Genomic DNA, 26,995 nt, shown 5'->3' with positions numbered 1-26,995 from the left:
TATTCGCGCTGACGGCCCCGCAGCGTTGCTATTCCAGAGGACGCTGATCGGCGGGATCAGGTCGATCCAGCCAGTAACGGCGGCGCACGTCGCGGTATTTGCTCGCGCTGGTGACGCCTTGCACCGAATCGAGCACGATTGCGCCATGCCAGTCGGTGCGCAGCACATCAATGTCGCGTTCGCGATAGCGCGCCAGCACTGCGTCGCGCGGATGACCGAAACGGTTGCGGTAGCCGGCGTTGATCAGCGCCAGCTTGGGTGCGACGGCGTCGATGAAAGCTGGTGTCGATGAGGTCAGGCTGCCGTGATGCGGCATCAGCAGCACGTCGCTGCGTAACATGGTGGACTGATCGGCGTAGCGCTCGACCAATGCCCGTTCGCTGAGTGCTTCGATATCGGCGGTCAGCAATGCGCTGAACTGTGCGCTGCTGACCTTGATGACACAGGAACGGTCATTCGTCTTCAGCTTTGCTTCGAGGTAGCTGTCCGCCTCCGGATGCAGCACCTCAAAGCGGACACCATCCCATTGCCAGGACTGCCCTCGGATGCAGGCAATCGGCGTCACCGAGCGTGAGCGGGCGACCGTCACGATATCGGCTTCGTTGAATACTGAGGTCAGCATCCAGTCCACCGGCAACATATTGAGCAGTGATCGCGCACCGCCGCTGTGGTCGATGTCGAGATGACTAACCACCAGCCCATGGATACGCCCGGCGCCGCTCCCGCGCAGATAAGGTGCAATCAGTCGCGAGCCGGCATCGGCGCTGTCGGTCCAGCGCGGCCCGGTGTCGTAGACCAGCGTGTGATTGGCAGTCTGAACGATGGCGGTGGTACCTTGCCCGATGTCGAGCGCCGTCAGACGAAACTCGCCTTCAGGAACCGCTGGCGGAACCACAGTGAAGAGCGGCAGACACCACAGCGCACCCAGCCACCGGTGCGGCCAGCCGCGTGGCGCCAGCATCACGACGCAGCCGGCAATCGCGAGGGCGACTGCCCACCACGGCGGCGCGTGCTGCATCCACAATGGGGCCGGCCAGGTCAACAACCACTGCAGGCCCTGCACCAGCCACAGCATGAGCTGGTGCGCGGCAAGCAGCAGGGCGTCCAGTGGAACTACCAGCCACAGCAAGGTCAGCGGCACTACCAGCAACGTCACCAGTGGAATGGCCACCGCGTTCGCCAGCGGCCCCACCAGCGACACCTGCTGGAACAGCGCCAGCGAGAGTGGCGCCAGGCCGAGCGTTACTGCCGCCTGCGTTGCCAGCACGGTATGCCACCAGGGTCGACCACCGACACGACCGACGGAGACGTACAGCAGGAAGGCCACAGCTCCGAACGAAAACCAGAAACCCACGGCGAGCACCGCCCACGGATCAATCGCCAGTACCACGGTTAGCGCCAGCACCAGAATCAGCCAAGGCGACAGCGTCCGTCGCAACATCAGGGCAAACGCCGCCGCGAGCAGCATGTAGCAGGTGCGTTGCGCGGGCACCTCGAAACCAGCGAGTGCGGCGTAGGCGACGGCGACTACGGCGGCGACCAGAGCAGCTGCCTGCTGTGCCGGCAGCCACGCCAGCAGTCGTGGTGAGCGGCGCCATCCGGCCATGGTGAGCCAGCCCATCCAGCCGGCGAACAGTGTCACGTGGGCGCCGCTGATCGAGAGCAGATGCGAGACCGCAGTGGCGTTGAACAATGACCAGTCTGCTTCGCTCACCGCGCGCTGGTCACCAATCGCCAGCGCGATCAGCACCCCGGCGTAGCGTTGCCCGGAAAGCGCCTGCTGCATGCGCTCGCGCAGCCGTTCACGCAAACGGTTGAGATGATCAATCGCCCGCCCGGCATTCGTTGCCAGCAGGCGATTCGGTTCGTCGTTGCGCACGCTACCGGTGGCGCGCAGGCTGTTTTCCAGCAGCCAGGCCTCGACATCGAATCCATTCGGATTGGCATAGCCATGCGGGCGCTTGAGACGAACCGTCAACTGCCAGCGCTCACCCGCGTGCAGTGTGGGCAATGGTTCGCTCTGCAGCTCACGCACGGTTGCCTTGTACCACCCCAGCGCGACTCGCGGCGGCACCACTGCAGTTGGCGTGAGTACGCGCTCGACCGCGAAGGCAAAACGTACACCCTGCTGGTCGGCCTGGGGCAGTTCGTCGATGACGCCGATCAGTTCAACGTCGCGGCCTTCCCATTCGCGCGGCAGTTCGCTGGCCATGCGCAGCTCGGCGCGCAGGCATGTGTAGCTGGCGCCAATGGCGATCGCGAGTATCAGCGCCACGAGCAACGGCGTCTGCGACTTGCGAAACAACAAGGCGATTGCCAACAGCGAAGCGCCGGAAAGCGTCACCACCGATACCCAGCGCGGTGGCAGTTCAGGCACCAGCTGCGCCAGCCCAACCGCGACGCAGCCCGTCAGCAAAACCAGCAGCGTGCGCATTGGCAATCCGGCCCGGCGATCTGCCGTCGCGGCGGCTATTCCGCCTGCCAGTGCCCCGACTTGCCGCCCAGCTTTTCGAGCAGACGGACATCGCTGATCGTCATGCCACGATCGACTGCCTTGCACATGTCGTAGATGGTGAGCAGGCCGACGCTGGCGGCGGTCAGTGCTTCCATCTCGACACCGGTGCGGCCAACGGTTTCTGCCGTCACGTCGATGCGCACGCCGTTGCGGGCGTTGTCGACCGCGAACTCCACGGCCACGCGCGTCAGCGGGATTGGATGTGCCAGCGGAATCAGGTCGGCGCATCGCTTGGCGCCCTGGATGGCGGCGAGGCGGGCGACGCCCAGTACGTCGCCTTTCTTGTGCGAACCGCTTTCGATCAGTGCCAGCGTGGCTGGCAGCATCGTGATGCGACCAGTCGCACGCGCGACGCGCTTTGTTTCTGCTTTGTTGCCAACGTCGACCATGTGCGCCTGGCCGGTCGCGTCGAAATGTGTAAGCGTTTGTAACGGTTCGGTCATGGCGCGCTCGAATTGCGGTCCGGTCAGGAACCGCTGGGGCATTTCAGCTATCTTAGCAACATGCGTTTCCCCTTCCCGGTTCTGGCCAAGCCTGTCGCAGCGGCTGTTGCACTGACCCTTTCATTGCCATTCGTGGCCACTGTCCTGCCTGCAGTTGCGCAGACCAATTTGCCCGAACTGGGCGACAGCTCGGGTGCTTTGGTGACTGGCCAGCAGGAGCGCAAGCTCGGCGCCGAAGCGATGCGCGAGATTCGCGCCAGCGGCGCCTGGCTGAATGACCCTGAAGTCAACGCTTATCTCAACGATCTCGGGCGTCGCATTCTCGATGCCAATCCGACCATTCGCGACAAGTTCGAGTTCTTTGCCATGGGTGACCCGGGGGTCAACGCCTTCGCCATGCCCGGTGGCTACATCGGCGTCAACCTCGGCCTGGTGCTGCTGACGCAGTCGGAGAGTGAGCTGGCCAGCGTGCTCTCGCACGAGATGGCGCACGTCACGCAGAAGCACTACGCGCGCATGATGGATGACCAGCGCAAGAACGCATGGATTGGCATTGCCGGGCTCGCTGGCGCCGTGCTGGCGGCGTCGAAAGGCAAGGGCGACGCCGCGCAGGGCGCCTTGCTGGGTACCCAGGCGGCGCAGGTGCAGAGCTACCTCAATTTTTCGCGTGACAACGAAAGGGAGGCAGACCGCATCGGCTTCCAATATCTCGCGCGCGCACAGTTCGACCCCGCCTCGATGGGCGTTTTCATGGAGCGGCTGCAGCGTTCCACCTCGCTCTCCGATACCGGCGTGGTGCCGGGTTACCTGCGTACCCACCCGGTGACCGTCGAGCGGATCGCCGACGCCCGTTCCCGCTCGGCCAACAGTGAATTCAAGCTGGCCCGCGAAAGCCTTGATTTCCATTATGTTCGTGCGCTGCTGCGCAGCTATGTGGGCGAGCCGAAAACGGCGGTGGCATTCTTCGAGTCCGCGCTGGAAGACCGCAAGTTCGCGTCGGAAGCGGCGACCCGCTACGGACTCGCGGCAGCGCTGCTGCGCGCGCGAGACTTCGAGCGCGCCAAGCGCGAGCTAGCCACGCTGGAGGCGGCGCGCGTGCATCATCCAATGATCGCCGCGATGCTTGGCCAGGTGCTGGTGCAGAACGAGGAAATTCCTGCTGCCGTACGCCACTACGAGCGCGCGATCGCCGAATTCCCCACCCACTGGCAGCTTCACTACGACCTGCCGGAAGTGCTGCTGCGGTCGAAAGAGCCCAAACGTGCGCTGACGTCGCTGGAGAAAAGTCTCGCCAAGCGGCCCGACGACGTGCAACTGCTGGAGCTCGCGGCGCGGGCGTCGGCCGAGGCCGGCTACAAGATGCGGCAGCACCGCTTCCTTGGCGAACAGTACGCCCGGCAGGGCAATCTGCGCGGCGCGATCGACCAGTTCGAGCTGGCATCGAAGGCTGGCGATGGCGACTATTACGAAGCGAGCTACGTCGAAGCCCGCGCTCGCGAGCTGAAGCGGGAAATGCAGGTCGCGCGACAGAACGAACGACGCGCTCTTTTTGAATGACTTTTCACTGGAAAGCCCATCAGCAATGGGCTCACGGGTGAAATTTGTGAAAAGTCGACTTTGGCAAGAAATCGCCCCAAGCCCAGACTGGATGGGCGAAAGCGCGCTGAGCTGACAAGAATCTGAGCAGAAGAACGCCGTATGTGGAACGCGGCGTAACGTAGGAAAACTATGGCTGACAACAAAAAGATGACCGGCGGGCGCTGGCTCGGGCTGGCCGCTCTGGTGGCCGTGCTTGCCGGTGGTGGCTGGTGGTGGAGCAAGTCGCAGGTTGACACCGGGGCTGACAAGGCTGGCGCTGACGGCAAGGCTGCAGCGGCTCCCGGCCAGGCCGGTCCGGGTGGTGCCGGCGGCCGGCGCAACATGCCGGTGCCGGCGGTGATCGATCAGGTCCGCGCTGGCGACGTGCCGGTGATGGTGACGGCGATTGGTACCGTGACGGCGCGCTCGACGGCCGCCGCGCGCGCCCGCGTTGACGGACTGCTGCAAAGCGTCTCCTTCCGCGAGGGGCAACTGGTACGTGCCGGTGACGTGATCGCACAGATCGACCCGCTGCCGTTTCAGGCGACGCTACAACAGGCGTTGGGCCAGTTGGCGAAGGATCAGGCGCAGCTCGACTCCGCCAAGCTCGACCTCGTGCGTTATCAGAAGCTGCTGGAGCAGGACAGCATTGCGCGGCAGCAGGTAGACGCCCAGGCGGCATTGGTGAAGCAGCTCGAAGGCACCCTGCAGGCCGACCGGGCGCAGGTCGCCACCGCCCAGCTCAACGTCGGCTACACGCAGGTGAAGGCGCCGATTACCGGCCGCACCGGGCTGCGTCAGGTCGATGCCGGCAATATGGTCCGTGCATCGGACACCAACGGCATCGTGATCATCACCGAAGTGCAACCGATCACCGCCGTCTTTGCGGTGCCGCAGGAGGTGCTGCCTTCGGTGCTGGCGCGGCTGAATGCGAAGACCGCCGAAGACCGTCTGAAAGTGCAGGCGATTGATCGCGACGGCCGCACGGTGCTTGATACCGGTGAGCTGCTCGCGGTGGACAACCAGATTGATGCCGCCACCGGTACTGTGAAACTGAAAGCCGTGTTCCCGAACAAGGCGAGCCGGCTGTTCCCCAATCAGTTCGTCAACGCGAAACTTGAGCTGGAGCAGCTCGACGGTGCGCTCACCGTGCCGCAAAGTGCTGTGCAGCGTGGCGCGCCGGGGACTTACGTCTACGTGGTGACGCCGGAGAAAACTGCCAGCCTGCGCAAGGTGCAGCTTGGCGTGACTTCGGGCGACCGGGTGGTCGTCACCAGCGGTTTGAAAGAGGGCGAAGCCATCGTCATTGATGGCGCAGACAAACTGCGCGATGGTGCTACGGTGACGACGGTGCAGGCGCCGCCGCCTGTACGCACTCGCCAGCGCGGTGACGGCAAACAGAGTGATGGCAAGGGCTCCGCGCCCGCGACCAGTGCCGCGACCTCAGCACCAGCTGCCTCAAGCGCAGGACCTGCTGCGGCGGCCAGCGGCGACGCGCCAAAAAAGTCCTGGGCTGATCTCAGCGATGTCGAAAAGGCGGAGCGTCGCAAGCAGCGGGAAGCGACGGGTGGCGCGCCAGGCAATACACCGCCAGCGGCAGCGCCGGCCAGTGCAGGGGCCACGGGTGACGCGCCGCGCAAAGCCTGGGCCGATCTGAGTGACGCCGAGAAGGCCGAGCGCCGCAAGCAGCGCGAGGCCGCTGGTGGTGCGCCAGGCGCCGGCAAACCCTGAGCGATAGCGGGCCAGAGCCAGCATGAATCCCTGCGAGCCGTTCATCCGGCGTCCCGTTGCCACCAGCCTCTTGATGCTGGCGGTGTTCATCATCGGCGTTATCGGTTACCGGCTATTGCCGCAATCCGCCTTGCCGCAGGTGGACTATCCGACCATCCAGATCACCACGCTCTATCCCGGCGCCAGCCCGGAGGTGATTGCATCGTCGATCACGGCGCCGCTGGAGAAGCAGTTTGGCCAGATGCCGGGGCTGGAACAGATGTGGTCCACCAGTTCCGGCGGCGCATCGGTCGTCACGTTGCGCTTCGCACTTGACTTGCGACTTGATGTTGCCGAGCAGCAGGTGCAGGCTGCGATCAACGCCGCAGCCACCCTGTTGCCGAGCGATCTGCCGGCACCACCGGTGTACAACAAGGTCAACCCGGCGGACGCGCCGATCCTCACGCTGGCACTGACCTCCGATACGCTGCCGCTGCCGCGGGTACAGGATCTCGCCGATACCCGCATCGCGCAGAAGCTTTCTCAGGTCAACGGGGTCGGCCTGGTTACGCTGTCTGGCGGCCAGAAACCCGCCGTGCGAATCCAGGTCAATCCGCGCGCTCTGACGCAGCTCGGTTTGTCGCTTGATGACATTCGCACCGCAGTCAGCAACCAGAACGTCAATCAGGCCAAAGGCAGCTTTGATGGTCCGTTGCGCGCCAGCACCATCGACGCCAATGACCAGTTGAAGGACGCCAGCGAATACGCGAAGCTGGTCATTGCCTACAAGAACGGGGCGCCGATCCGCATTCGTGACGTCGCGGCCGTGGTCGATGACGCCGAGAACATCCGGCTCGCGGCCTGGGCCACCTTTGATCGCGACGGCAAGCGCGTGCAGCAGCCCGGGATTGTGATCAACGTGCAGCGTCAGCCCGGTGCCAACGTGATCGAGACGGTCAATTCGATCAAGGCCATCCTGCCGCAACTGCGCGCCGCCCTGCCGGCGTCGGTCGAGCTGTCCACGCTGACCGACCGCACCATCACCATTCGCGCCTCGGTGCGCGACGTACAGTACGAGTTGATGCTCGCCGTCGCGCTGGTGGTGATGGTGATTTTCCTGTTCCTGCGCAGCATCCCGGCCACCATCATCCCCAGTGTCGCAGTGCCGTTGTCGCTGGTGGGAACGTTCGCGGTGATGTACGCGGTGGGCTTCTCGGTCAACAACCTGTCGCTGATGGCGCTCACCATCGCCGCTGGCTTCGTGGTCGACGATGCCATCGTGATGATCGAAAACATCGCGCGCCGCATTGAAGATGGCGAAGGGCCGTTCGAGGCTGCGATCAACGGCTCGAAGCAGATTGCCTTCACCATCATCTCGCTGACGGTATCGCTGCTGGCGGTGCTGATCCCGCTCCTGTTCATGCGTGACGTGGTGGGTCGCCTGTTCCGTGAATTTGCCATCACACTGGCCATCGCCATCATCATCTCGGCCTTCGTGTCGCTGACGCTGACGCCCATGATGTGCGCGCGGCTACTGAAGAGTGAGCACGAGCAGCACGAACCGCGCTGGCTCGCGGCGATCGGTCACGCCTTCGACCGCTTGCAGGCGAAGTACGCCGTCGCGCTGGACTGGGTACTGGCGCGGCAGGCATTGACGCTGATCGTCGCGGTCGCCACCGTTGCGGTGACTGTGCTGCTGGCCTGGTTCGTGCCCAAGGGTTTCTTCCCAGTGCAGGACACTGGCACTATCGCTGCCATCACCACGGCACCACAGAGCGTGTCGTTTGCGGCCATGAGCGAGAAGCAGCAGGCGGTGGTGAATGCGTTGATGGATGACCCGGCCGTGCGCAGCGTTTCCTCGATCATCGGAGTCGATGGCGTCAACAACACCATCAACAATGGTCGCCTGCAGATCGATCTGCAACCGCTGGAGAGCGGTCGTGTCCGCGCCACCGCGTTGATCGAGCGACTCAACGACCGGGTGCGCAACATCCCCGATATTGCAGTGTCGATGCAACCGGTACAGGACCTCACCATCGAGGATCGGGTCAGCCGTACGCAATACCAGTTCACGCTGGACAGCACTGACACCCAGGCGCTCGGTGAATGGACGCCGAAACTGGTCGAGCGCATGCAGCAGCTGCCGCAGATTACTGATGTTTCGACCGAGCTGCAGCGCAGTGGCTTGCAGGCCTACGTCGAGATTGACCGTGATGCCGCGTCGCGCGTGGGCGTGACGGTGGCCGCAATCAACAATGCGCTGTACAACGCCTTCGGCCAGCGGCTGATTTCGACCATCTTCACTCAGGCAAGCCAGTACCGTGTGGTGCTCGAAGCGCAGAAGCCGGTCACCGGATCCGGTAACCCGACCACCGGGCCAGAGATCATTGCGCAGATCTATGTGCCGGGCACCGTCGCTGGCGTCACCTCGCAGGTGCCGCTGTCCTCGATTGCCCGCGTGGCCGAACGCCCGGCCGAGTTGCAGGTCAACAAGCTGAACCAGTTCCCGGCCACCACGGTGTCGTTCAACGTAGCGAAGGGCGTTTCGCTCGGCGAAGCGGTGCAGGCGATTGAGGCGACCGAGCAGGCACTGGGCATGCCGGCCAGCATCCGCACACAGTTTCAGGGCGCGACACTGGCCTTCCGCGCCGCGCTTGCCAATCAGGTGTGGCTGATTCTCGCTGCCATCGCGACCATGTACATCGTGCTCGGTGTGCTCTACGAGAGCTACATCCATCCGATCACGATTCTGTCCACCCTGCCTTCGGCGGGCATTGGCGCGTTACTGGCGCTGATCGTATCGGGTAACGACCTCGGCGTGATCGCCATCATCGGTATCGTGCTGTTGATTGGTATCGTCAAGAAAAACGCCATCATGATGATCGACTTCGCGCTCGCGGCCGAACGTGACGAAGGCAAGGCGCCGCACGACGCCATCCGTCAGGCCTGTCTGCTGCGGTTGCGCCCGATCCTGATGACCACGATGGCGGCGTTACTGGGTGCCCTGCCGTTAATGCTGGGAAGTGGCATGGGCAGCGAGCTCAGGCATCCGCTGGGCTGGACGATGGTGGGTGGCCTGCTGGTGAGCCAGGTGCTGACGCTGTTCACCACACCGGTGATCTATCTGGCTTTTGACCGTCTCGCGCGCCGCTTCCGTCGCGAGGAACCGGTGCGAGTCGCCGCGGACCAGGTAGCACGGTAATGAATCTGTCTCGCCCCTTCATCGAACGCCCAGTTGCCACGACGTTGCTGACACTGGGCGTCGCGATCGCGGGTGCGCTGTCATTCCTGCTGATGCCGGTGGCACCGTTGCCGCAGGTGGAGTTTCCGGTCATCACGGTCACTGCCAACCTGCCCGGTGCCAGCCCGGAGACAATGGCGGCGACGGTGGCGACGCCGCTTGAACGCGCGCTGGGCACTATCGCCGGCGTCAACGAAATCACCTCATCAAGCTCACTGTCCTCAACCCGCGTCACGCTGCAGTTCGATCTCGGCAAGAACATCGACAGCGCGGCACGAGAGGTGCAGGCTGCGATCAACGCAGCACGGGTGACCTTGCCGAGCAGCCTGCCTGGCAACCCGGTTTACCGCAAGGCAAACCCGGCCGATTCGCCGGTGATGATCCTGTCGCTGACCTCGAAGTCGCTGACCCGCGGACAGATGTACGACGCGGCATCCACCGTACTGGCACAGCGCATTTCGCAGATCGAGGGCGTGGGCAACGTCAACGTCGGCGGTGGTGCGCTACCAGCGGTACGCGTTGCGCTCGATCTGCCCACGGTCGCCGCCACCGGGGTGTCGCTGGAAGAAGTGCGCGGAGCAATCGCCAACAACAACGTCAACCGGCCCAAGGGTGTGGTCGAAGTGGGCGACCGGCAGTGGCAGATTGGTGCCAATGATCAGGCCAAGAAGGCAGCGGAATATTTGCCGCTGGTGGTGAGCTGGAAGAACGGCGCTGCGCTGCGCCTCTCCGATATCGCGACTGTCACCGACAGCGTGCAGGACGCACGTAACATGGGCCTGACTGACGGCGAACCCTCGGTGCAGCTCATCATCTACCGGCAGCCGGGCGCCAACATTCTGGAGACCGTCGAACGCGTGAAGGACCTGCTGCCAAGGCTGCGCGCCACTATTCCTGATGCGATTGACATGGAAGTGGTGATGGAGCGCACCACCACCATCCGCGCGTCGCTGCGCGAGGTGGAACGGGCACTGGCAATCTCGATTGCGCTGGTGGTGATCGTGGTATTCGCCTTCCTGCGCAGCGGCCGCGCCACCATCATCCCGGCGATCTCGGTGCCGGTGTCGCTGCTGGGCACCTTCATCGCGATGTATCTGCTCGGCTACAGCCTGAACAACCTCTCGCTGATGGCATTGACCATCGCCACCGGTTTTGTCGTCGATGACGCCATTGTGGTGCTCGAAAACATCATGCGCTACATCGAGGAGGGCATGAAGCCGGTCGAGGCAGCGCTCATGGGCGCGAAGGAGGTAGGCTTCACGGTGCTGTCGATGAGCCTGTCGCTGATCGCGGTGTTCATCCCGATCCTCGCGATGGGCGGGATCATCGGGCGGCTGTTTCGCGAGTTTGCGGTGACGTTGTCGGTGGCAATTCTGGTGTCGCTGGTGGTTTCACTGACGGTGACGCCGATGCTCTGCGCGCGCTGGCTGCGGCGCGGCCGGCACGTGGCGGCAACGCACGACGACGGTTCACGCAAGCACGGCGGAGCGTTTGGCCTGATGCATCGCGGTTATGCCAAATCGCTGGGCTGGGCGCTCAATCATCCCGCCCTGCTGCTGATCGTGTTCGCCTTGACCATTGCCGCCAACGTCTGGCTCTACCGCGAAATTCCCAAGGGCTTCTTCCCGCAACAGGACACCGGCCTGATGATTGGTGGCATTCAGGCCGATCAGGCGACGTCGTTCCAGTCGATGAGCAGCAAGGTGTCGCAGTTTGTCGAAATTGTGAAGAAAGACCCGGCCGTAGCCCACGTCACCGCGTTCACCGGTGGCGGGCAGCGCAATTCGGGCTTAATGTTCGTGGTGCTGAAACCACTGAAGGAGCGCGCTGCAACGGCAGACGAAATCAGCAACCGGTTGCGGCCGAAGCTGGCGCAGGTGGCAGGTGCATCGCTGTTCCTGCAGTCGGCGCAGGACTTGCGCGCAGGTGGTCGATCCGGCAATGCGCAATACCAGTACACCTTGCAGTCGGACGATCTTGCGTTGCTCAGACAATGGGAGCCGGCGATCCGCGCCACGCTCAGCAATCTGACCGAGCTGACTGACGTCAACACCGACGCCCAGGACAAGGGCTTGCAAACCTCGCTGCTGCTGGATCGCGATGCGATGGCGCGCTTTGGCATCACGGTGCGCAATGTCGACGCCACACTGAACGACGCTTACGGGCAGCGCCAGATCGCCACCTTGTATGAGGCACTGAACCAGTATCGCGTGGTGATGGAGGCTGACGGCAAGTACCTGCAGGACGCCGAGTCGCTGAAAAATATTTACCTCACCGGCAGCGGCGGCAAGCAGATTCCGCTTTCACAGGTCGCCACCGTGTCACCCACCAACACGCCGCTGGCGGTGAACCATCAGGGCCAGTTTGCCGCGAGCACGGTGTCATTCAATCTCGCATCCGGGGTGTCGATCGGGCAGGCAACCGAGGCGATTGACACTGCGCTCGCCCGCATTGGCGTGCCCACCGGCATCACTGCGAGTTTTCAGGGCGGCGCCAAGATCTTCCAGCAGTCGTTGTCGAGCCAGCCACTGCTTATTCTCGCGGCGATCATCACCATCTATCTGGTGCTCGGCATGCTCTACGAGAGCCTCGTGCATCCGATCACCATCCTTTCCACTTTGCCTTCTGCGGGCGTCGGCGCGGTGCTGGCGCTGATGATGTTCAAGATGGAATTCAGCCTGATTGCATTGATCGGCGTGATCCTGTTGATAGGTATCGTGAAGAAAAACGCGATCATGATGATTGACGTCGCTATCGAGACCGAACGGCGGGAAGGGCTTGACCCGCGCGAGGCAATCTACCGCGCCTGCCTGCTGCGCTTCCGCCCGATCATGATGACCACCATCGCCGCGCTGTTCGGCGCCCTGCCGCTGGCGCTCGGCTCGGGTGATGGCGCCGAGTTGCGGCAGCCGCTGGGCGTATCGATCGTCGGCGGGCTGATCCTGTCGCAATTGCTGACGCTCTACACGACACCCGTGGTGTATCTCGCACTGGACCGCCTGCGCAACCGGGTGATGCGCAAGCCTACGCACCGGCCGCACGATACGGGCGTCGCAGTCAAACCTGCCCTTGAAGGAAACGATTGATGCAGCACACGATGAAGGTGCGTTCACTGCCAGCAGCCATTCGCGCCGCCCTGCTGGCGATTCCCGCGCTCGGGCTGCTGTCCGCCTGCGCGCCGCTAGGGCCCAACTACCTGCGCCCGGCGCCGTTGCCGAATGTCGTCAGCGAACAGGCTGCAGTTGCTGGTCCGCTGGCGCAATACAAGGAAGCGGCAAAGCTGCTGAAGCCGGCGACACCCGCAACCGGAACTACCGTTGCAAGCGACTGGTGGAAGGCGTTCGCCGATCCGAGGCTCGATGCGCTGATGACCGAGGTCGCGAACGGCAACCAGAACATCGCGCAGGCCGAGGCGCGTTACCGTCAGGCCACCGCGAGTCTGCAGCAGACGCAGGCGGGCCAGTGGCCAACCTTGAGCACCAATGCGTCGGCCGCGCGTTCGTCGCAAGCCACCACGGCGGGGCGCAGCACGGCGACTTCGCTCAGCACCAGCCTGGCGGCGAGCTGGGAGCTTGATCTCTGGGGGCGTGTCCGCCGCAGCATTGAGGCCGGTGACGCCAGTGCCGCCGCCAGCGCGGCAGACCTTGCTGCCACCACACTTAGCCTGCGGGCGCAACTGGCCACCAGCTACGGCAATCTGCGTTCGCTCGACGCCCAGCGCGCGCTGCTGGAGGATTCGGTCGAAGCCTACGAGCGCTCGCTGAAACTGACGCAGAACCGCTACGACGCCGGCGTCGTAGCGCGCTCCGATGTCGCGCAGGCGCAATTGCAGTTACTCAATGCCAGGGCGCAGTTGATTGACACGGACAACCAGCGCGCGGCGCTGGAGCACGCCATCGCGATCCTGCTCGGCCGCGTACCGTCCACATTCGCGCTGGAACGCAGCGAAACCTACGCCTTGAAACTACCCGCGGTGGCCGCATCGGTGCCCTCCGAGCTTTTGCGCAAGCGGCCGGACGTCATTGCCGCTGAACGGCGCGTCGCCGCCGCCAATGCGCAGATCGGTGTAACCGTCGCGGCCTACTATCCGTCGATTACTTTGTCCGGGTCGTTTGGTCAGCGCGGAGCCAATCTGTCGGACCTGCTGTCACTGCCCAACCGCTTCTGGTCGGTGGGGCCGGCGCTGGCGCTTTCGCTGTTCGATGGCGGCGCCCGCGATGCGGCAAAGGCGCAGGTGGTAGCGGCGTATGACCAGACGGTCGCCGCCTACCGGCAGACGGTGCTGACCGCCATCGGCGAAGTCGAGGACAACCTCGCTGCGCAGCGCATCCTCGCCGAGGAACTGGCGGTGCAGCAACAGGCCGTCAAGGCCGCGCAGGAATCACTGACCATCGCGCTGAATCAGTACAAGGCCGGCACCGTGAGCTATCTGAATGTGGTGACCGCGCAGACGGCTGAATACAGCGCCCGTCGCAGCGAACTCTCGCTGCGTGCCCAGCAGTTCACGGCCACGGTGGCGCTGTTGCGGGCACTCGGCAGCTAGCAGCCGGGCAGCGCGGCAATTTTCGGGAGCTGGCAAAACGCTGTTTCCCTGCGCCATGTCACGAAGCGGGCGTTGAATTCCCGCACAATCGGATCATGTAGCGCCAAGCCCATGCCGGGCAACATCGATTCAATCATGAATGGCAAGAAATTTTTTCTTCCGACCGCCCTGGTGGCGTCGGCTGTGTTGTTGGCACTCGCCGGATGGTGGTGGCTTGGCGACGACGGCGATGGTGCGCAGGTGAAGTATCGACTGACCAAGGTCGAGCGCGGCACAATCGTCTCGACGGTGGCCGCCAGCGGCACACTGAACGCAGTAAAGACCATCGCCGTCAGCTCGCAGATTTCCGGCCAGTTGAAGGATGTGCTGGTCGATTTCAACAGCAACGTGAAACCGGGGCAGGTACTGGCGCGCATTGATCCCGAGAGCTACCAGCTGCGGATCAGTCAGGCTCGCGCCGACCTTGATGCAGCGCGCAGCGCAGCGCTGGTGCAGCAGAACAGTGTGGCCGGCCAACGTATCGAGCTTGGCAAGGCGAAGATCGCACTGGCCGATGCCGATCGTGATTTGCAGCGCAAGAAGGATCTGGTCGGCAAAGGATTCATCAGCACCTCCGAGCTCGACAAGGGTGCAGCAGAACAGTGTGGCCGGCCAACGTATCGAGCTTGGCAAGGCGAAGATCGCACTGGCCGATGCCGATCGTGATTTGCAGCGCAAGAAGGATCTGGTCGGCAAAGGATTCATCAGCACCTCCGAGCTCGACAAGGCCGAGACGACATTCCGGACAGCGACCGAGCAGGTGGCGCTGGCCGAGCAGAGCATTCGCACGCAGGAGGCGCAGGTCGCGTCGGCACAGGCCAACGTGCGCCAGCGCGAAGTGGCGCTGCAGTCGGCTCAGGTTGACCTGGAGAAAACGACGATCCGCGCGCCGGTGGACGGTGTAGTCATCGCGCGCAAGGTGGAGCCGGGGCAGACGGTGGCAGCGAGTTTGTCGGCGCCGGATCTTTTCATCATTGCGCAGGATCTGCGTGCGATGCAGGTCGAGGCCTCGATTGACGAGGCAGACATCGGACGGCTCAAGGTGGGCCAACGTGCCAGCTTCACAGTGGATGCCTTCCCTCGCCGCAACTTCAGCGGCAGCATCACCCAGATCCGCAAGGCGGCGCAGGTGATCCAGAACGTGGTGACTTACGTCGTCACCATCTCGGCGGACAACCCCGACCTCGCGCTGGTGCCGGGCATGACGGCGAATACGCGCATCACGGTAGACCGTCGTGACAATGTGCTCAAGATTGCCAACGCGGCTCTGCGTTTCAAGCCGGCGGACGAGGGCCGAAGTGCTGGCAAGGGGCCGGCAACCGGCGGTCGCGACAGTGCCGTCGCGGCAATGTCGATGGGTCATGCTTACGTGTTGCCTGGCGACGGCAAACCGCAGCCGGTGGAGGTGCGAACCGGACTCAGTGACGGTACCTGGAGCGAAATGCTCAGCGGTGCTCTGAAAGAGGGTGACGAGGTGATCGTCGGCACCCAGGACACGCGCAACGGGGCCAAAGTCGCGCCGGCGGCCGGGCCGCGCATGCCGTTTTAGGCAGCGCCAGAGTGCATGCCGTGCGCAAGGCTTTGATCGAAACCGAGGGGCTCAGCAAAACCTATGTGATGGGTGAGGAAGAGGTGCGCGCACTGCGTGATCTCACAGTCACCATCTGCGAAGGTGAGTGCGTGGCCGTGATGGGACCCTCCGGATCGGGCAAATCGACCTTCATGAATCTGGTCGGCTGCCTGGACCGTGCCAGCGCCGGGCGCTACCGACTGCATGGCGAACCCGTCAGCGAGATGGACGCTGACGATCTGGCCGCTGCGCGCAACCGCATGATTGGCTTTGTCTTCCAGAATTTCAACCTGTTGCCTCGCACCAGTGCTACCGAGAACGTCGAGCTGCCGTTGATGTACGCCGGGGTGCCGCCGAAGGAACGGCGCGAGCGTGCACTTGCCGCGCTGGCACAGGTGGGGCTGGCAAGTCGCGCCGATCACTGGCCGACGCAGCTTTCCGGCGGTCAGCAGCAGCGCGTGGCAATCGCACGCGCTATCGTCAACCGGCCACGGCTGATCCTCGCCGACGAGCCGACCGGGGCGCTCGATACCCGCACCAGTCTGGAGATCATGGCACTGTTCCAGTCGCTCAACGCGAAGGGCATGGCCGTGGTGCTGGTCACGCACGAAAGTGATGTGGCGACCTTTGCATCAAGGTTGCTGTTGTTTCGTGATGGCCGGCTGGTGGGCGATCAGCCACAGACGCCGCGTGATGCCACTGCCGAGATTGCGGCGTTTGACGCCAGGGTTGCAGCATGAACTTTGTTACCACCCTGCGCGTTGCACTGCGCGCGCTACGAACCAACCTGCTGCGCAGCATACTGACCATGCTGGGCATCATCATTGGTGTCGGCGCCGTGATCGCCATGATTGCGGTCGGTGCCGGCGCGCAGGAACGGGTGGCGGACCAGATTCGGGGCCTTGGCTCGAACCTGATCATCGTGATGTCGGGCAATCTGACCTCGGGCGGCGTGCGCATGGGCGGCGGCAGTGGCTGGACGCTGACCGAAGACGATGCTGCAGCACTGGCAGCGGAGATACCGGGCGTGGTCGCGGCACCGATGCTGCGCGGCGGCGCACAGATCGTTTTCGGCAACGCCAACTGGTCAACCACTGTCTACGGCACCACGCAGGACTATCTCGACGCCCGCGGCTGGGCGCTGACGGTCGGTCGCAGCTTCGAGACGGCAGAAATGACAAGTGCATCAAAAGTGGCGCTGATCGGTGACACCGTAGCGCGCCAGCTGTTCGCCGACGCCAATCCGGTTGGGCAAACCATCCGCATCAAGAAAGTGCCGTTCGAGGTGATTGGCCTGCTGGAGAAAAAGGGCCAGATCATGGCCGGGCAGGACCAGGACGATCTGATCCTGATCCCGATCTCGACTGCCCGCAAACGGGTGCTGGGCTCCGGCAATCAGGCCAAGCAGCGGGCGGTCGGATCGCTGGTGGTTTCGGTCGCTGATGGCTTCGATGCCGCGGCCACGCAACAGCAGATGGGCGAACTGCTGCGCCAGCGCCACCGGCTCGGCAACACGCAGGAGGATGACTTCAGCATCCGCAACCTGAGCGAAGTACTGCAGGCGCAGGAGGCGTCGTCAAGGGCGATGTCACTGCTGCTGGCAGCGATCGCCTCGGTGTCGCTGCTGGTGGGCGGCATCGGCATCATGAACATCATGCTGGTCAGCGTCACCGAGCGCACCCGCGAGATTGGTCTGCGCATGGCGGTGGGCGCCCGGCCGCGTGCGATCCTGAACCAGTTTCTGATTGAGGCGATGGTGGTGGCGCTGGTCGGCGGCCTGATTGGCATCGCAGTGGGCGTGATTGCCAGCTACACGATCGCTGCGATCGCAGGCTGGCGGGTGGCGCTGTCGCCGACCACTATCGCGCTGGCGGCAGGCTTTGCCGCGCTGGTCGGCATCTTCTTTGGGTACTACCCTGCCCGCAAGGCGTCGCGCCTGCTGCCGATCGAGGCATTACGATACGAATGACTTTTCTCTGAAACCCGCAATTGAATTGGGCTGGAAGCGCTAAACGGCAAGAAGTCGACTTCATGCTCAATTCAGGTATAAGCCCTGTTTGATAGCGGATTTCATCGAAAAGATGCTGCGGATCAGGGCAAAAAAAAGCCCGCGGAGAGCGCGGGCTGAGTCCTGAGAGACCTGATAAGACCGGAGGTGTATCGAGGGGGTGGTCTCAAAGGGGCACACCTAGAAGAGAAGTCGTCTGAAGTATGCAAATGTCATATTAGGGTTCCTGAACAGTCCTGTCAAGCACTTTTTTCGGGAAAACCCGTCGGATTGATCGGAAGCTTAGCCTTGTCTGCGCCCGCGTGGTGCTGGCGTCGCCAGAATGGCACAAAAAGGACATAAAAAAGCCCGGCCGGAGCCGGGCTGATAAGGCATGAGCATTCGTATCAACCGCGGCTCATCCGCGGCGCCCCAAGGTCGCTAGCCCCCGCGGCGCTGCCGAAATTTTTCACGCAGGTTCTCTGCGCGAGAGACGCGATCAAGGAGTTGACCCTTGACCAGTGCCTTTTGTTCCGCAGTCAGCATCTGGGTAAACCTGACCCATTCCGAAATAGCGACTTTGCGCTCGTTCGCGCTCAGTTCGCTGAATTCCTCGCGCATGTTGAGCAGGCGCTCAAAGTTGGGCTCCGGCCTGGCGAGCTCGGCCTTGGCAGCGTCCGCCGCGGCGGTGCGCGCCTTGCGGGCGGCGTCATTGGCCTTGACCGTCGCCTTCAGGGCCACGGTGTACTGCGCGTCCTGCGCCGGCGTCATGTTCAGCTTCGCTTTCACCGCCGCGAAGTAGTTGCCATAGGGTAATCCCACCGGCGGCATGCCCGGTGGTACCTGTGCCATGGCAGGCGTGGTCGCAGCGGCCAGCAGCAATGCGGCCAGCCAGCGACGGCAGTGTGCGGTCTGCCTGTGCAATGCATTCATTGAACCTCCTGTCCCGACTTTTGTTGTTGTGCAGGCCGCAATTGTCCCGCAATTGTCTGGCCGAAGCGCCATGACCGGCATGCAACCCATTTGTAAGCGCTTGTAAGCGCAACACACCGCACTTGCGCGGCTCTGGTATGTTTCCGCCATGAGTGGATCGCACCATATTCTCATCGTCGATGACGACCAGCGGCTGCGTGATTTGCTGCAGCGCTTTTTGACCGAACAGGGCTTTCGCGTGACCAGCCTGCCTGACGCGCGCGAACTGGCGCGGCGGCTGGAGCGCGATCCGCCGCACCTGATCGTGCTCGACTGGATGATGCCGCATGAGGACGGCATCGCGGTCTGCAAACGCCTGCGCGGTGGCGGTGACCGCACGCCAATCATCATGCTCACCGCCAAGGGTGAGGAGGACGAGCGCATCGACGGCCTCGACGCTGGCGCCGACGACTATCTGCCGAAACCGTTCAGCCCGCGCGAGCTGGTGGCGCGCATGCATGCGGTGCTGCGCCGCGTTGCCGAGGCAGCCCCCGGTGCGCCCCTGTCAACTGATCAGCCAGTCAGTTTTGGTGACTGCGAAGTCAACTTCGCCACCCGCACGCTCACTCGCGCCGGGGAAGTTCAGGATCTGACGACCAGCGAATTTGCGATGCTCAAAGTGTTCGTCACCCACCCGCATGAATCGCTGTCGAGGGAACGGCTGTCGATGCTGGCGCGCGGCAAGGAGCACGAAGTGTTCGACCGCGCGGTGGACGTGCAGGTGTCGCGCCTGCGCAAGCTGGTTGAGCCGGACGCTGGCAAGCCGCGCTACATCCAGACGGTGTGGGGGCGGGGTTATGTGTTCGTGCCGGATTGACCCATCGCGATGAGCAAGCTGGGCGCGATGCCGCGCAGCCTGTTCTGGCGGATGGTGGCGCTGCTGCTGGTGGCGCTGACCATTGCCGTGCTGGCGATGGTGCTGCTGTTCCGGCAGGACCGCGCCGGGCTGATCGCGCGCAACTTCTCCGAGGCCAAGATCGCGCAGATCGAGGCGTTGCGTAACGCGCTAAACAAAATGGCGGCTGAAGATCGCTCCGGGCGCCCGTTCATGGGGCTGCAGATGGTCGGCCGCGAGTACGGGGCGCTGCTGGTGCCGGTCGATCGCCGGCCCGAGATCGGACAGATGCCACGCGGTCCGGCGCTGCAGCCGCTGGTGGACAAACTGCAGGAGCAGCTGGGTCGGGACACCGAGGTGCGGCTCGGCATGCGCATGGACCAGCCGGTGGTGTGGATTCGCCTCAATGTCGGGCCGGAGGGCAATACGCGTGGCGTATGGGCCGGATTCCCGATCCGCAACGTCGATTCCGGCGAAGTGCCCACCCGCCTGTGGATCACGCTGGGCGCTGTGCTGCTGCTGCTGCTGGCCGGTACCTACTGGTTCGCCCGCCGCCTGGCGAAACCGCTGGCCGAGCTCGCCGACGCGGTGGACAAGGTGGCGGAAGGCAAGCGCCCCGATCCACTGCCCGTGGATGGCCCGGAGGAGATTTCTCGTGTCGCCCGCAACGTCAACCGCATGGCGGCCAATCTGGAGCAACTGGAGCGGGATCGCAGCACCATGCTGGCCGGCATTTCGCACGACATCCGCACCCCGCTCACACGGCTGCGTCTGGCCAGCGAAATCTCGGTCAACGACGTACAAAGCCGCGACGAGATGGCGGCCGACATTGACGAGATCGACCGCATCGTCACCCAGTTCCTCGACTTCGCGCGCGGCACGCCGAAAGAGGCGCCCGAGCAGGCCGATCTGCAGATCGTGCTCGGCGCCATCGCGCACAAGGCCGCGTCGCGCAATCTGCCGGTGACCTGGCAGCCGGGGCCGGAGGCCCTCGTTGTCAACGCCTATCCGGCGGCGTTTGAGCGCATGCTGATGAACCTGATTGAAAACGCGCACCGCTACGGCAAACCACCTGTCGAGCTGGCGGTTCGGCGCGACGGCGCGATGGTTGATATTGACGTGCTCGACGCTGGCGACGGCGTCAGCGCGGGCGATGTCGAACGCCTCAAGCAGCCCTTTGTGCGCGGTGACCATGCGCGCGGCGGCACGATGGGCGCCGGCCTCGGTCTAGCTATCGTGGAGCGGCTGGCGAAATGGCATGGCGGCAGCTTTGACCTGTTGCCACGGTCGGGCGGCGGGACTGTGGCGCGCGTGCGTTTGCCGCTGGCGAGCAGTGTGTAGCACCGGTTGGTCTTGTCAGCTTTGTCGCGAAAAGACGTTTGCATTGGGCTAACCGGCACAAAATGCCATAAGTCGACTTCAGGCGAAATACCCAGCAGAGCCAGTATCAATGAGCTTTTTGCTCAATAGTTGATAGCGCCGCGCCAGCGACACGAATGCCGCGCGTCCGCAACGGAATCAGGAGAACAGTGACAGCGGCGCGTATTTGCCGGCGAGCACTTTCTCGCTCTGCGCGCCGCTGAAGCCCCACCACTGCGTCAGCAGCGTGCTGTAGAGCGCCCGGTAGTCCGTTGTGAACAGCAGATTACCGTCACCGGAGAGCTGGGTCAGCGACGGGTGGCTGCCGTAGAGCCCGCCCTTGACGCCGCCGCCGATGACGAACTGTGTGTTGGCGGTGCCGTGGTCGGTGCCGTTGCTCTGGTTCTCTTTCGCGCGGCGACCGAACTCGCAATAGGTGACGATGGCCGTGTCCTGCCAGCGGCCGAGCTCGATGCTCGCCTGCCGGATCGCGTTGATGCCTTCGGCGAGCTGCTTGAGCAGGGTCTGCTGCGTTCCCGGTTGACCCTGATGGGTGTCGAACGAACCGAGCCCCACGCGCAGCGCGGCAACGCCCGGTGACGCGGCGACCACCTGCATCGCGGTCTTCACCTGCTGGCCGAAGGCGTGGGTTGGGAACTCGGTTTTCAGTGTCACCTTCGGGTCGATGTTGAGCGCCGCCGACTGCGCCTCGCCTTCCAGCCGCAGGATGTGCTGTAGCGCCTTGTTGCTGGCGCGGCCATGCGGGTCGGCGAGCTTCGCCTGCCGCACGAAGGCCTCGGTCGAAGCAATCGACAACGCCCGGCTGCCATTGGCCAGCGGCCCGAGGTCACCGCCGCCAACGGCGATACCGTCAGCGACGAAGGACTTCGGTGGCGCGACCGTGGCGAAGGCGCGCGCCAGCCAACCCTCGGCCAGATAGTCGTTCGCGTTCGACGCCGTGTCCCAGATCTCGATGGAGCGGAAGTGCGACAGATTGGGCTGCGGGTAGCCGAGTCCGGTCACGGCGGCCAGTTCTCCCTTTGCCCACATCGGCATCAGCAGGTCGAGCGCTGGATGCAGGCCGAATTTGTCATTCAGTTGCAGCACCTGATCGCGCTTGATGCCGATGGTTGGCCGCAGGGCGTAGTAGGCCGGGTCAGCGTAGGGCACAAAGGTGTTGAGGCCGTCGTTCGCGCCCTTCAGCTCGACCAGGATCAGCAGACGTTTGTAGAGGCTGGTCGCCGTCGTGGTCGGGCTCTGGGCGAATGCGCCCGGAGCTGCAAGAACGCCAACGCCAGCAGCGGCTGCGGCGCTCAGGGCGGCGATGAATTCACGTCGATTGATGGTCATGGCAGCCTCGCTACTTGAGTTGGTACATCGGATCGAGCGCTACCGTGCGCAGGCCCGCGAGCGTATGCGGCACCTCGCGTGGCGCCTGCACGGGCGGCCCGGCGAGCAGGGTGCGAACGATTTTGTCGTCGTCTCCACCACGTCCGCCTTGCATCGCAGCGGGCATCTGCCTGAACCACTCGTCCGCATTGAAGAAGTACTGGCCGCGCAACTGGTTGTTGACGCCGAACGGCGGCAGGCGGTCCGCCGCGCCACCGCGCACGGCGAGGCGCGTCTGCGCGCGCTGACGGCGCTCACCCATCATGTCGCGGTCAATGAGCGCAGCCGCAGGCTGGGCGACCATGTCCTGCTTGCCGGCCATGTCGTCGCCGGCCGCAAGCGTCGGCTTCAGCATCTCGTCAGCCCGGAACAGGCGGTTGAGGAAGCCTTTGCGGGCGAGCAGTGTCGTGGTGTTGAGCCAGGCTTCGCCACCAGGCCAGCCTTTGACATTGGGCGGACCGAACAGATCCTGTCCGAGCTGACGCAGGATGATCGCGAATGGCGCCGGATCTTCCACGGAGAAGCGGAACTGGCGCAGCGAGCCAATCACCAAATCCACCGGTGACTTCACCAGCGAGGCGCGATTGGCTGGCGACCAGAAGTCGTCAGACAGCAACATCGCGCGCATCAGTGGCTTGATCTCGTAGTTGCTGTCGCGCCATAGCGCAGCGAGCCGCTTGACCGCTGCAGGCGACAGCTCCGGCGACACAAACTCCTGCCACAGTTTGCCGACGATGAATTCGCCGGTACCAGGCTGGCGCAGCAGCAGCGTGACGATATCGTCGCCGTTGAGCCGGCCACGGGCACCGAACACCGTCTTTTCACCATCGTCGTGGATGCCGCGACGGAAGCGGAATTCACCAGTTTCCGGCTCAAGGCTCCAGCCGGTGAAGGCGCGGGCGACCTCCTTGATGTCCGCCTCGTTGTATTGCCCTTCGCCGAGGGTGAACAGCTCCATCAGTTCGCGGGCAAAGTTCTCGTTCGGCGCGCCCTTGCGGTTCTGGGCGCCATCGAGATAGACCAGCATCGCCGGGTCCTTGCTGATCTCACGCAGCAGCGCGCCGAAATTGCCGAGGGCGTAGCTGCGCAGCAGCACGTTTTGCCGGTACATCAACTGCGCCGAACGGACCTTTTGCTGTGAGGTAGCGAAGTGGTTGTGCCAGAAGAGCGTCATCTTCTCGGTGAGTGGGGTCGGTGTTGACAGCATTTCGGCCACCCACCAGGTGCGAATCTCCAGACCACGTTCGATCAGCTCACGGCGATTGGCCTGCATGCGCTGCTCCTGCGTCATGTCAGGGCGGTAAACGCGTTCGTATTTCGCGGTCCACGCCGGTGCCGGATAGGCCGCGTGTCGCCTTGTCTCCGCCAGCAGACGGTCAACGGCTTCGGCGCGAGTCAGACGGGTATAGTTTTCGATGTCGGCCGTTTGCGCCGCGAAGCTGGTGCGACTGAGCAGATGGCGTGCATCGTCGAATCCCATCGGGCTATCGTCGCGCGCCGTCTGCGCCGTTGCCACGCTCGCGGCAAGCAGCAGAGCCACGATGCAGATCAGCAGCCAGCCGAGAGCGGCGATGAGAGTGGTGTTCTGGCGACGGGTGGACATGGGCTGTGCTCCGGGAGTCGGCGCCGTCCTGAGACAGCGCGGAAAGGTACGCCGCAATCGTACTGTCGCAACGGGCGATTGCTACGGCTGCGCGACGGCAAGTGTGTAAGGACTTGTTACGCCTGGCGCGGGTTTGCCGTTGACACGCGACTGCTGATCGAGCGTGAGCTGGTGAAAGGGGGGATGCGCGTAAGGCCGATGAACGGCAGCCGATGGCCGTTTGTCTGGTCGTCGTAAGGTGTTGTCCAGCCACTGCCCAGTACCTGCCGGAAAACTCCTGTCGTCGATTTGAGACGCTGTTTTATCAATTAAATCAATGACTTGCTGAAAGCGCGCTGATTGTCTGTCGCAGGGTGCCGACAGATTCATTGGGTTTTCTGCGAAAAACTGTGGCGTGCCAGCGAAATTTGCCAACTCATGTCGCATAAGTCATTGATACAGCGTCTATTTATTTGAATGGCACGGAAGCCGCTAATGAGCAACCGTCACAGTGAGGTTAGTCATGGATATGTTTGCACCCAGTACCTATGAGTTCGCTCTGAACAGAGCTCAGGAGCCCGTTGCTCCCGCATCCGGCGCATCAGCCGAAGACGGTGAGAGCAAGGCGCTTCGCGAGCTCGCGGCGCTGGGTGACCGCGTATCTGCGGCACGTCTTGTTGTCTGACCACGCGGGGGTGTTTTCCTCCCCCGGTCGCCCCCGCGTGTATTTCTCGTGATCCCCTCGGAGCCCGCTTTGCGGGCTCTTTTTTTGGCTAGGGCCTGTTCACCTTATTTTCGCGAGATGCGTTGCCACGAGACGGCGATGGATGCAAGGAGCACTGCGCCGGCCGTGGTGGTTCCACGGCCAAGCAGGGCGACGCGGCAGACGCGCCGTCTCGTGGCAACCCGAAGGGGCGTGTCGCACGGAGCACGCAAAAGCGGCGCCCGGTGTTGTTGCGAAGGCCTTGCGACAAGCTTGTCGCTTCGCTCCGTGCCCGCACCACGGCGGCCTTCGCGCCTAACCGTGCATCGAAAATACGACCGCTGCACTCGCGAAAATAAGGTGAACAGACCCTAATCAGTCCTCGAGGATGAAGGTCACCTTCATGTTGACGCGGTACTCGACGATCTTGCCCTTCCTGATGATCACCTTCTGATCCTGCACCCAGGCACCCTCGACGTTCTTCAACGTCTTGCAGGCGCGATCAACGCCAGTATTCAGGGCATCCTCAAAGCTCTTTTTCGATGATGCGGTGATCTCGGTGACACGAGCGACGCTCATAAAGCCTCCTGTCGTTGGCGGCGCGGGAATGCCCCGCGTCTGCCGCGGTTCTACCTCCGGACGGCAACAACGTCAATCGCCATTCACCTGAAAAGACATGCGACAGCAACACAACCGGAGTTATCCGGTGTGCACACAACTGCTAATGGAGAATGGGCGGGGCTAGAGGCCGAAGACCGCGTCGAGCCGGACAAAGCCGGTCTGACCATCGCGGTGGCGCACCTGTGCCCAGGCGCCTGCATTGGGCGGCTGCGGGGTGACGAGCTGCAGCAGCACGCCCTGCTCGGCACGGAACACAATGGGGCTGGCGGCATCGGCGGCCGCCTGTACATCGGCCACCGGCACCTTGACCTGCACGTTGCTGCGGTCGGCGAGCGCCTTGCGCTCCAGCCAGACCAGCGTGCCGGTCGCATCGCGAACCTTGACCCAGCCCTCGATGCTCACCAGGACCTCTACTGGCGTACCACGGCTGTACAGGAATTGCCGTGTCGCCTTGGCCGACGGACCTTCGTAACCGACCGTCGCGTTGTCGACGGTCTGACGGAAGTCGGCATGCGCCACTGCGGCAGCCGCGCTCAGGCCAAACGCGAGAACGAGCGGCAAGAGCTGGCGCGGACTGGTCACGATTGTTCGCCCGGAGGTGACTACTGCTTGGTTGCCGCTGCAGCCTGTTCGAGCTGCTGCTGGACGCGGGCCTGGTAGATCGCTTCGAAGTTGATTGGCTGCAGATAGATCGCCGGGTAGCCCATGCGCTGCACGGCGTCAGAGATCAGCTCGCGGGCGTACGGGAAGATGATGTTGGCGCAGTGCACGGCCAGCAGCGGTTGCAGTTCGGGTTCCGGAATGTTGCGGATCTGGAAGATGCCGCCCATCGCTGCCTCGACCAGGAACATCGTCTTGTCGGCGATGGTGGCGGTGACCGTCACCTTGACCGAGACGTTGTGGAAGCCGTCTTCAATGGTGGACTGGTCCTGCTCAAGGCCGATCTCCACGGTGGGCGATTCACGCCACAGGTAGCTCTGCGGCGCGTTCGGATTTTCGACCGACAGGTCCTTCAGGTAGATCTTTTCGATCGAGAAGTGCGGAGCGTTTGGATCTTGTTGTTGTGCGGGCGCGTCGGCCATGATGTGCTTTCAGAAAACGAGGTTTAACCCGACATTCTAGCCGGGCGCAAAGACGCGGGACAGGTCACGTTATGGCGACTTCAGGCGGCAAGCAATGGATCGAGACCACCGGCGCGGTCGAGCGCCGAAAGGTCGTCGAAACCGCCGACGTGGGTTTCGCCAATGTAGATTTGCGGTACGGTGCGGCGGCCAGTCTTCTCGATCATGGCTTCACGCAGCCCCGGTTGCAGATCCACGCGGATTTTCTCGATGTCGGCCACACCCTTGGCCTTGAGCAACCGCTCCGCCTGGATGCAGTAGGGGCAGACCCCCGTTGAATACATGATCACTTTTGCCATAGCTGCTTACACCTTCTCGACGGGCAGCCCCGCTTCGGACCATGCCTTGAAGCCACCGTTGAGATTGAAAAGTTGGGTGTAACCCGCAGCTTTCAAGGTGCTGCCTGCCATCACCGATCGCTGGCCGCGGGCGCAATAGACGACCAGCGGCTTGTCCTTGTCGCAGCCCAGCGAATCGGCGCGGTCTTTCAGTTGCGACAGCGGCACGTGAATGGCGCCCACGATCTTGCCGGCGTCCATCTCGCGCGTCTCGCGGACGTCAAGCACGGATGCCCCCTCGCGGTTGATCAAGTGGGTCAGACGCACGTTGCCGACTTCGGTCATGCCCGAAGCCCGGCGCTGCACCAGCGGAAACAGCAGCATCGCGCCCGACATGAACATGATCAGCACGAGCATCCAGTTGTTGTAGAGAAATTGCATCGAAAACCTGACGTGTAGCGACAGTTGAATTGACGCGGCGCACAACGGCCGCGTCGGGGAAGCCTAAA

The 26,995-nt window shown here is 63.5% G+C and carries 21 protein-coding genes; 11 read left to right on the top strand and 10 right to left on the bottom strand.

Annotated features, from left to right (window positions below; translation table 11 throughout):
• Positions 1–28: 28 nt before the first annotated feature.
• Positions 29–2,434, bottom strand: a complete 2,406-nt coding sequence (locus tag FKL89_RS18560) for a DNA internalization-related competence protein ComEC/Rec2 (RefSeq protein WP_156864207.1) — start codon at positions 2,432–2,434, stop codon at positions 29–31.
• Positions 2,435–2,469: 35 nt separating this feature from the next.
• Positions 2,470–2,958 (bottom strand): cyclic pyranopterin monophosphate synthase MoaC, encoded by a 489-nt coding sequence (moaC, locus tag FKL89_RS18555; RefSeq protein ID WP_156864206.1) that lies wholly within the window; start codon positions 2,956–2,958, stop codon positions 2,470–2,472.
• Between the two features lie 60 nt (positions 2,959–3,018).
• On the opposite strand from moaC, the gene FKL89_RS18550 reads away from it, so the two are divergent.
• The 9 genes from FKL89_RS18550 to FKL89_RS18510 all read left to right on the top strand — a co-directional run bounded on the left by FKL89_RS18550 (position 3,019) and on the right by FKL89_RS18510 (position 17,608).
• Positions 3,019–4,515: a M48 family metalloprotease gene (locus FKL89_RS18550; protein WP_156864205.1), complete on the top strand. Its 1,497-nt coding sequence runs from the start codon at positions 3,019–3,021 to the stop codon at positions 4,513–4,515.
• A 171-nt stretch (positions 4,516–4,686) separates the two neighbouring features.
• Positions 4,687–6,267: an efflux RND transporter periplasmic adaptor subunit gene (locus FKL89_RS18545; protein WP_156864204.1), complete on the top strand. Its 1,581-nt coding sequence runs from the start codon at positions 4,687–4,689 to the stop codon at positions 6,265–6,267.
• Between the two features lie 22 nt (positions 6,268–6,289).
• Positions 6,290–9,448 carry an MdtB/MuxB family multidrug efflux RND transporter permease subunit gene (locus tag FKL89_RS18540; protein ID WP_156864203.1) on the top strand — a complete coding sequence of 1,053 codons (3,159 nt, stop codon included), beginning with the start codon at positions 6,290–6,292 and terminating at the stop codon, positions 9,446–9,448.
• The gene (locus tag FKL89_RS18535) at positions 9,448–12,573 is read left to right on the top strand and encodes a multidrug efflux RND transporter permease subunit (protein ID WP_156864202.1); all 3,126 of its coding nucleotides are present in this window, start codon (positions 9,448–9,450) and stop codon (positions 12,571–12,573) included. Before FKL89_RS18540 ends, FKL89_RS18535 begins: the two co-directional genes overlap by 1 nt.
• Entirely contained in the window at positions 12,573–14,030 is a 1,458-nt protein-coding gene (locus FKL89_RS18530) for an efflux transporter outer membrane subunit (RefSeq protein ID WP_156864201.1), read from the top strand. Before FKL89_RS18535 ends, FKL89_RS18530 begins: the two co-directional genes overlap by 1 nt.
• Positions 14,031–14,165: 135 nt before the next feature.
• Complete coding sequence (locus FKL89_RS18525; protein WP_238363428.1) at positions 14,166–14,735, top strand: efflux RND transporter periplasmic adaptor subunit; 570 nt, start codon at positions 14,166–14,168, stop codon at positions 14,733–14,735.
• Positions 14,674–15,618 carry an efflux RND transporter periplasmic adaptor subunit gene (locus tag FKL89_RS18520; RefSeq protein WP_162527587.1) on the top strand — a complete coding sequence of 315 codons (945 nt, stop codon included), beginning with the start codon at positions 14,674–14,676 and terminating at the stop codon, positions 15,616–15,618. The genes FKL89_RS18525 and FKL89_RS18520 overlap by 62 nt, the downstream gene beginning before the upstream one ends.
• A gap of 68 nt (positions 15,619–15,686) precedes the next feature.
• Positions 15,687–16,379: an ABC transporter ATP-binding protein gene (locus tag FKL89_RS18515; protein ID WP_156864790.1), complete on the top strand. Its 693-nt coding sequence runs from the start codon at positions 15,687–15,689 to the stop codon at positions 16,377–16,379.
• The gene (locus FKL89_RS18510) at positions 16,376–17,608 is read left to right on the top strand and encodes an ABC transporter permease (protein WP_156864198.1); all 1,233 of its coding nucleotides are present in this window, start codon (positions 16,376–16,378) and stop codon (positions 17,606–17,608) included. The genes FKL89_RS18515 and FKL89_RS18510 overlap by 4 nt, the downstream gene beginning before the upstream one ends.
• Before the next feature lie 459 nt (positions 17,609–18,067).
• Here the strand turns inward: FKL89_RS18510 and FKL89_RS18505 are convergent, their stop codons facing one another.
• The gene (locus tag FKL89_RS18505) at positions 18,068–18,559 is read right to left on the bottom strand and encodes a hypothetical protein (RefSeq protein WP_156864197.1); all 492 of its coding nucleotides are present in this window, start codon (positions 18,557–18,559) and stop codon (positions 18,068–18,070) included.
• Between the two features lie 148 nt (positions 18,560–18,707).
• Here FKL89_RS18505 and ompR point away from each other — a divergent pair, with 148 nt between their 5' ends.
• Positions 18,708–19,415 carry an osmolarity response regulator transcription factor OmpR gene (gene ompR, locus FKL89_RS18500; RefSeq protein ID WP_156864196.1) on the top strand — a complete coding sequence of 236 codons (708 nt, stop codon included), beginning with the start codon at positions 18,708–18,710 and terminating at the stop codon, positions 19,413–19,415.
• 9 nt (positions 19,416–19,424) lie between these two features.
• Positions 19,425–20,774 (top strand): ATP-binding protein, encoded by a 1,350-nt coding sequence (locus tag FKL89_RS18495; protein WP_156864195.1) that lies wholly within the window; start codon positions 19,425–19,427, stop codon positions 20,772–20,774.
• A gap of 177 nt (positions 20,775–20,951) precedes the next feature.
• On the opposite strand, the gene FKL89_RS18490 is transcribed toward FKL89_RS18495, so the two are convergent.
• The 7 genes from FKL89_RS18490 to FKL89_RS18460 form a co-directional block, all read right to left on the bottom strand.
• A complete protein-coding gene (locus FKL89_RS18490; protein ID WP_156864789.1) occupies positions 20,952–22,136 on the bottom strand; it encodes a DUF1501 domain-containing protein in 1,185 nt (394 codons plus the stop codon).
• Between the two features lie 16 nt (positions 22,137–22,152).
• Positions 22,153–23,784, bottom strand: a complete 1,632-nt coding sequence (locus FKL89_RS18485) for a DUF1800 domain-containing protein (RefSeq protein ID WP_156864194.1) — start codon at positions 23,782–23,784, stop codon at positions 22,153–22,155.
• 1,057 nt (positions 23,785–24,841) lie between these two features.
• Complete coding sequence (locus FKL89_RS18480; protein WP_156864193.1) at positions 24,842–25,045, bottom strand: dodecin family protein; 204 nt, start codon at positions 25,043–25,045, stop codon at positions 24,842–24,844.
• Positions 25,046–25,207: 162 nt separating this feature from the next.
• On the bottom strand, positions 25,208–25,669 hold the full coding sequence (locus FKL89_RS18475; RefSeq protein WP_156864192.1) for an SH3 domain-containing protein: 462 nt from the start codon (positions 25,667–25,669) through the stop codon (positions 25,208–25,210).
• Positions 25,670–25,689: 20 nt separating this feature from the next.
• Positions 25,690–26,169 (bottom strand): protein-export chaperone SecB, encoded by a 480-nt coding sequence (gene secB, locus FKL89_RS18470; RefSeq protein ID WP_156864191.1) that lies wholly within the window; start codon positions 26,167–26,169, stop codon positions 25,690–25,692.
• Between the two features lie 80 nt (positions 26,170–26,249).
• Positions 26,250–26,507, bottom strand: coding sequence for a glutaredoxin 3 (gene grxC / locus FKL89_RS18465; RefSeq protein ID WP_156864190.1), 258 nt, complete (start codon positions 26,505–26,507; stop codon positions 26,250–26,252).
• Positions 26,508–26,513: 6 nt separating this feature from the next.
• Positions 26,514–26,927 (bottom strand): rhodanese-like domain-containing protein, encoded by a 414-nt coding sequence (locus tag FKL89_RS18460; RefSeq protein WP_156864189.1) that lies wholly within the window; start codon positions 26,925–26,927, stop codon positions 26,514–26,516.
• Between the last annotated feature and the right edge of the window lie 68 nt (positions 26,928–26,995).

The sequence above is a fragment of the Casimicrobium huifangae genome (genome assembly GCF_009746125.1).
In the GTDB taxonomy this organism is placed as follows: Bacteria; Pseudomonadota; Gammaproteobacteria; order Burkholderiales; family Casimicrobiaceae; genus Casimicrobium; species Casimicrobium huifangae.
This window is presented reverse-complemented; position numbering and strand designations above follow the sequence as displayed.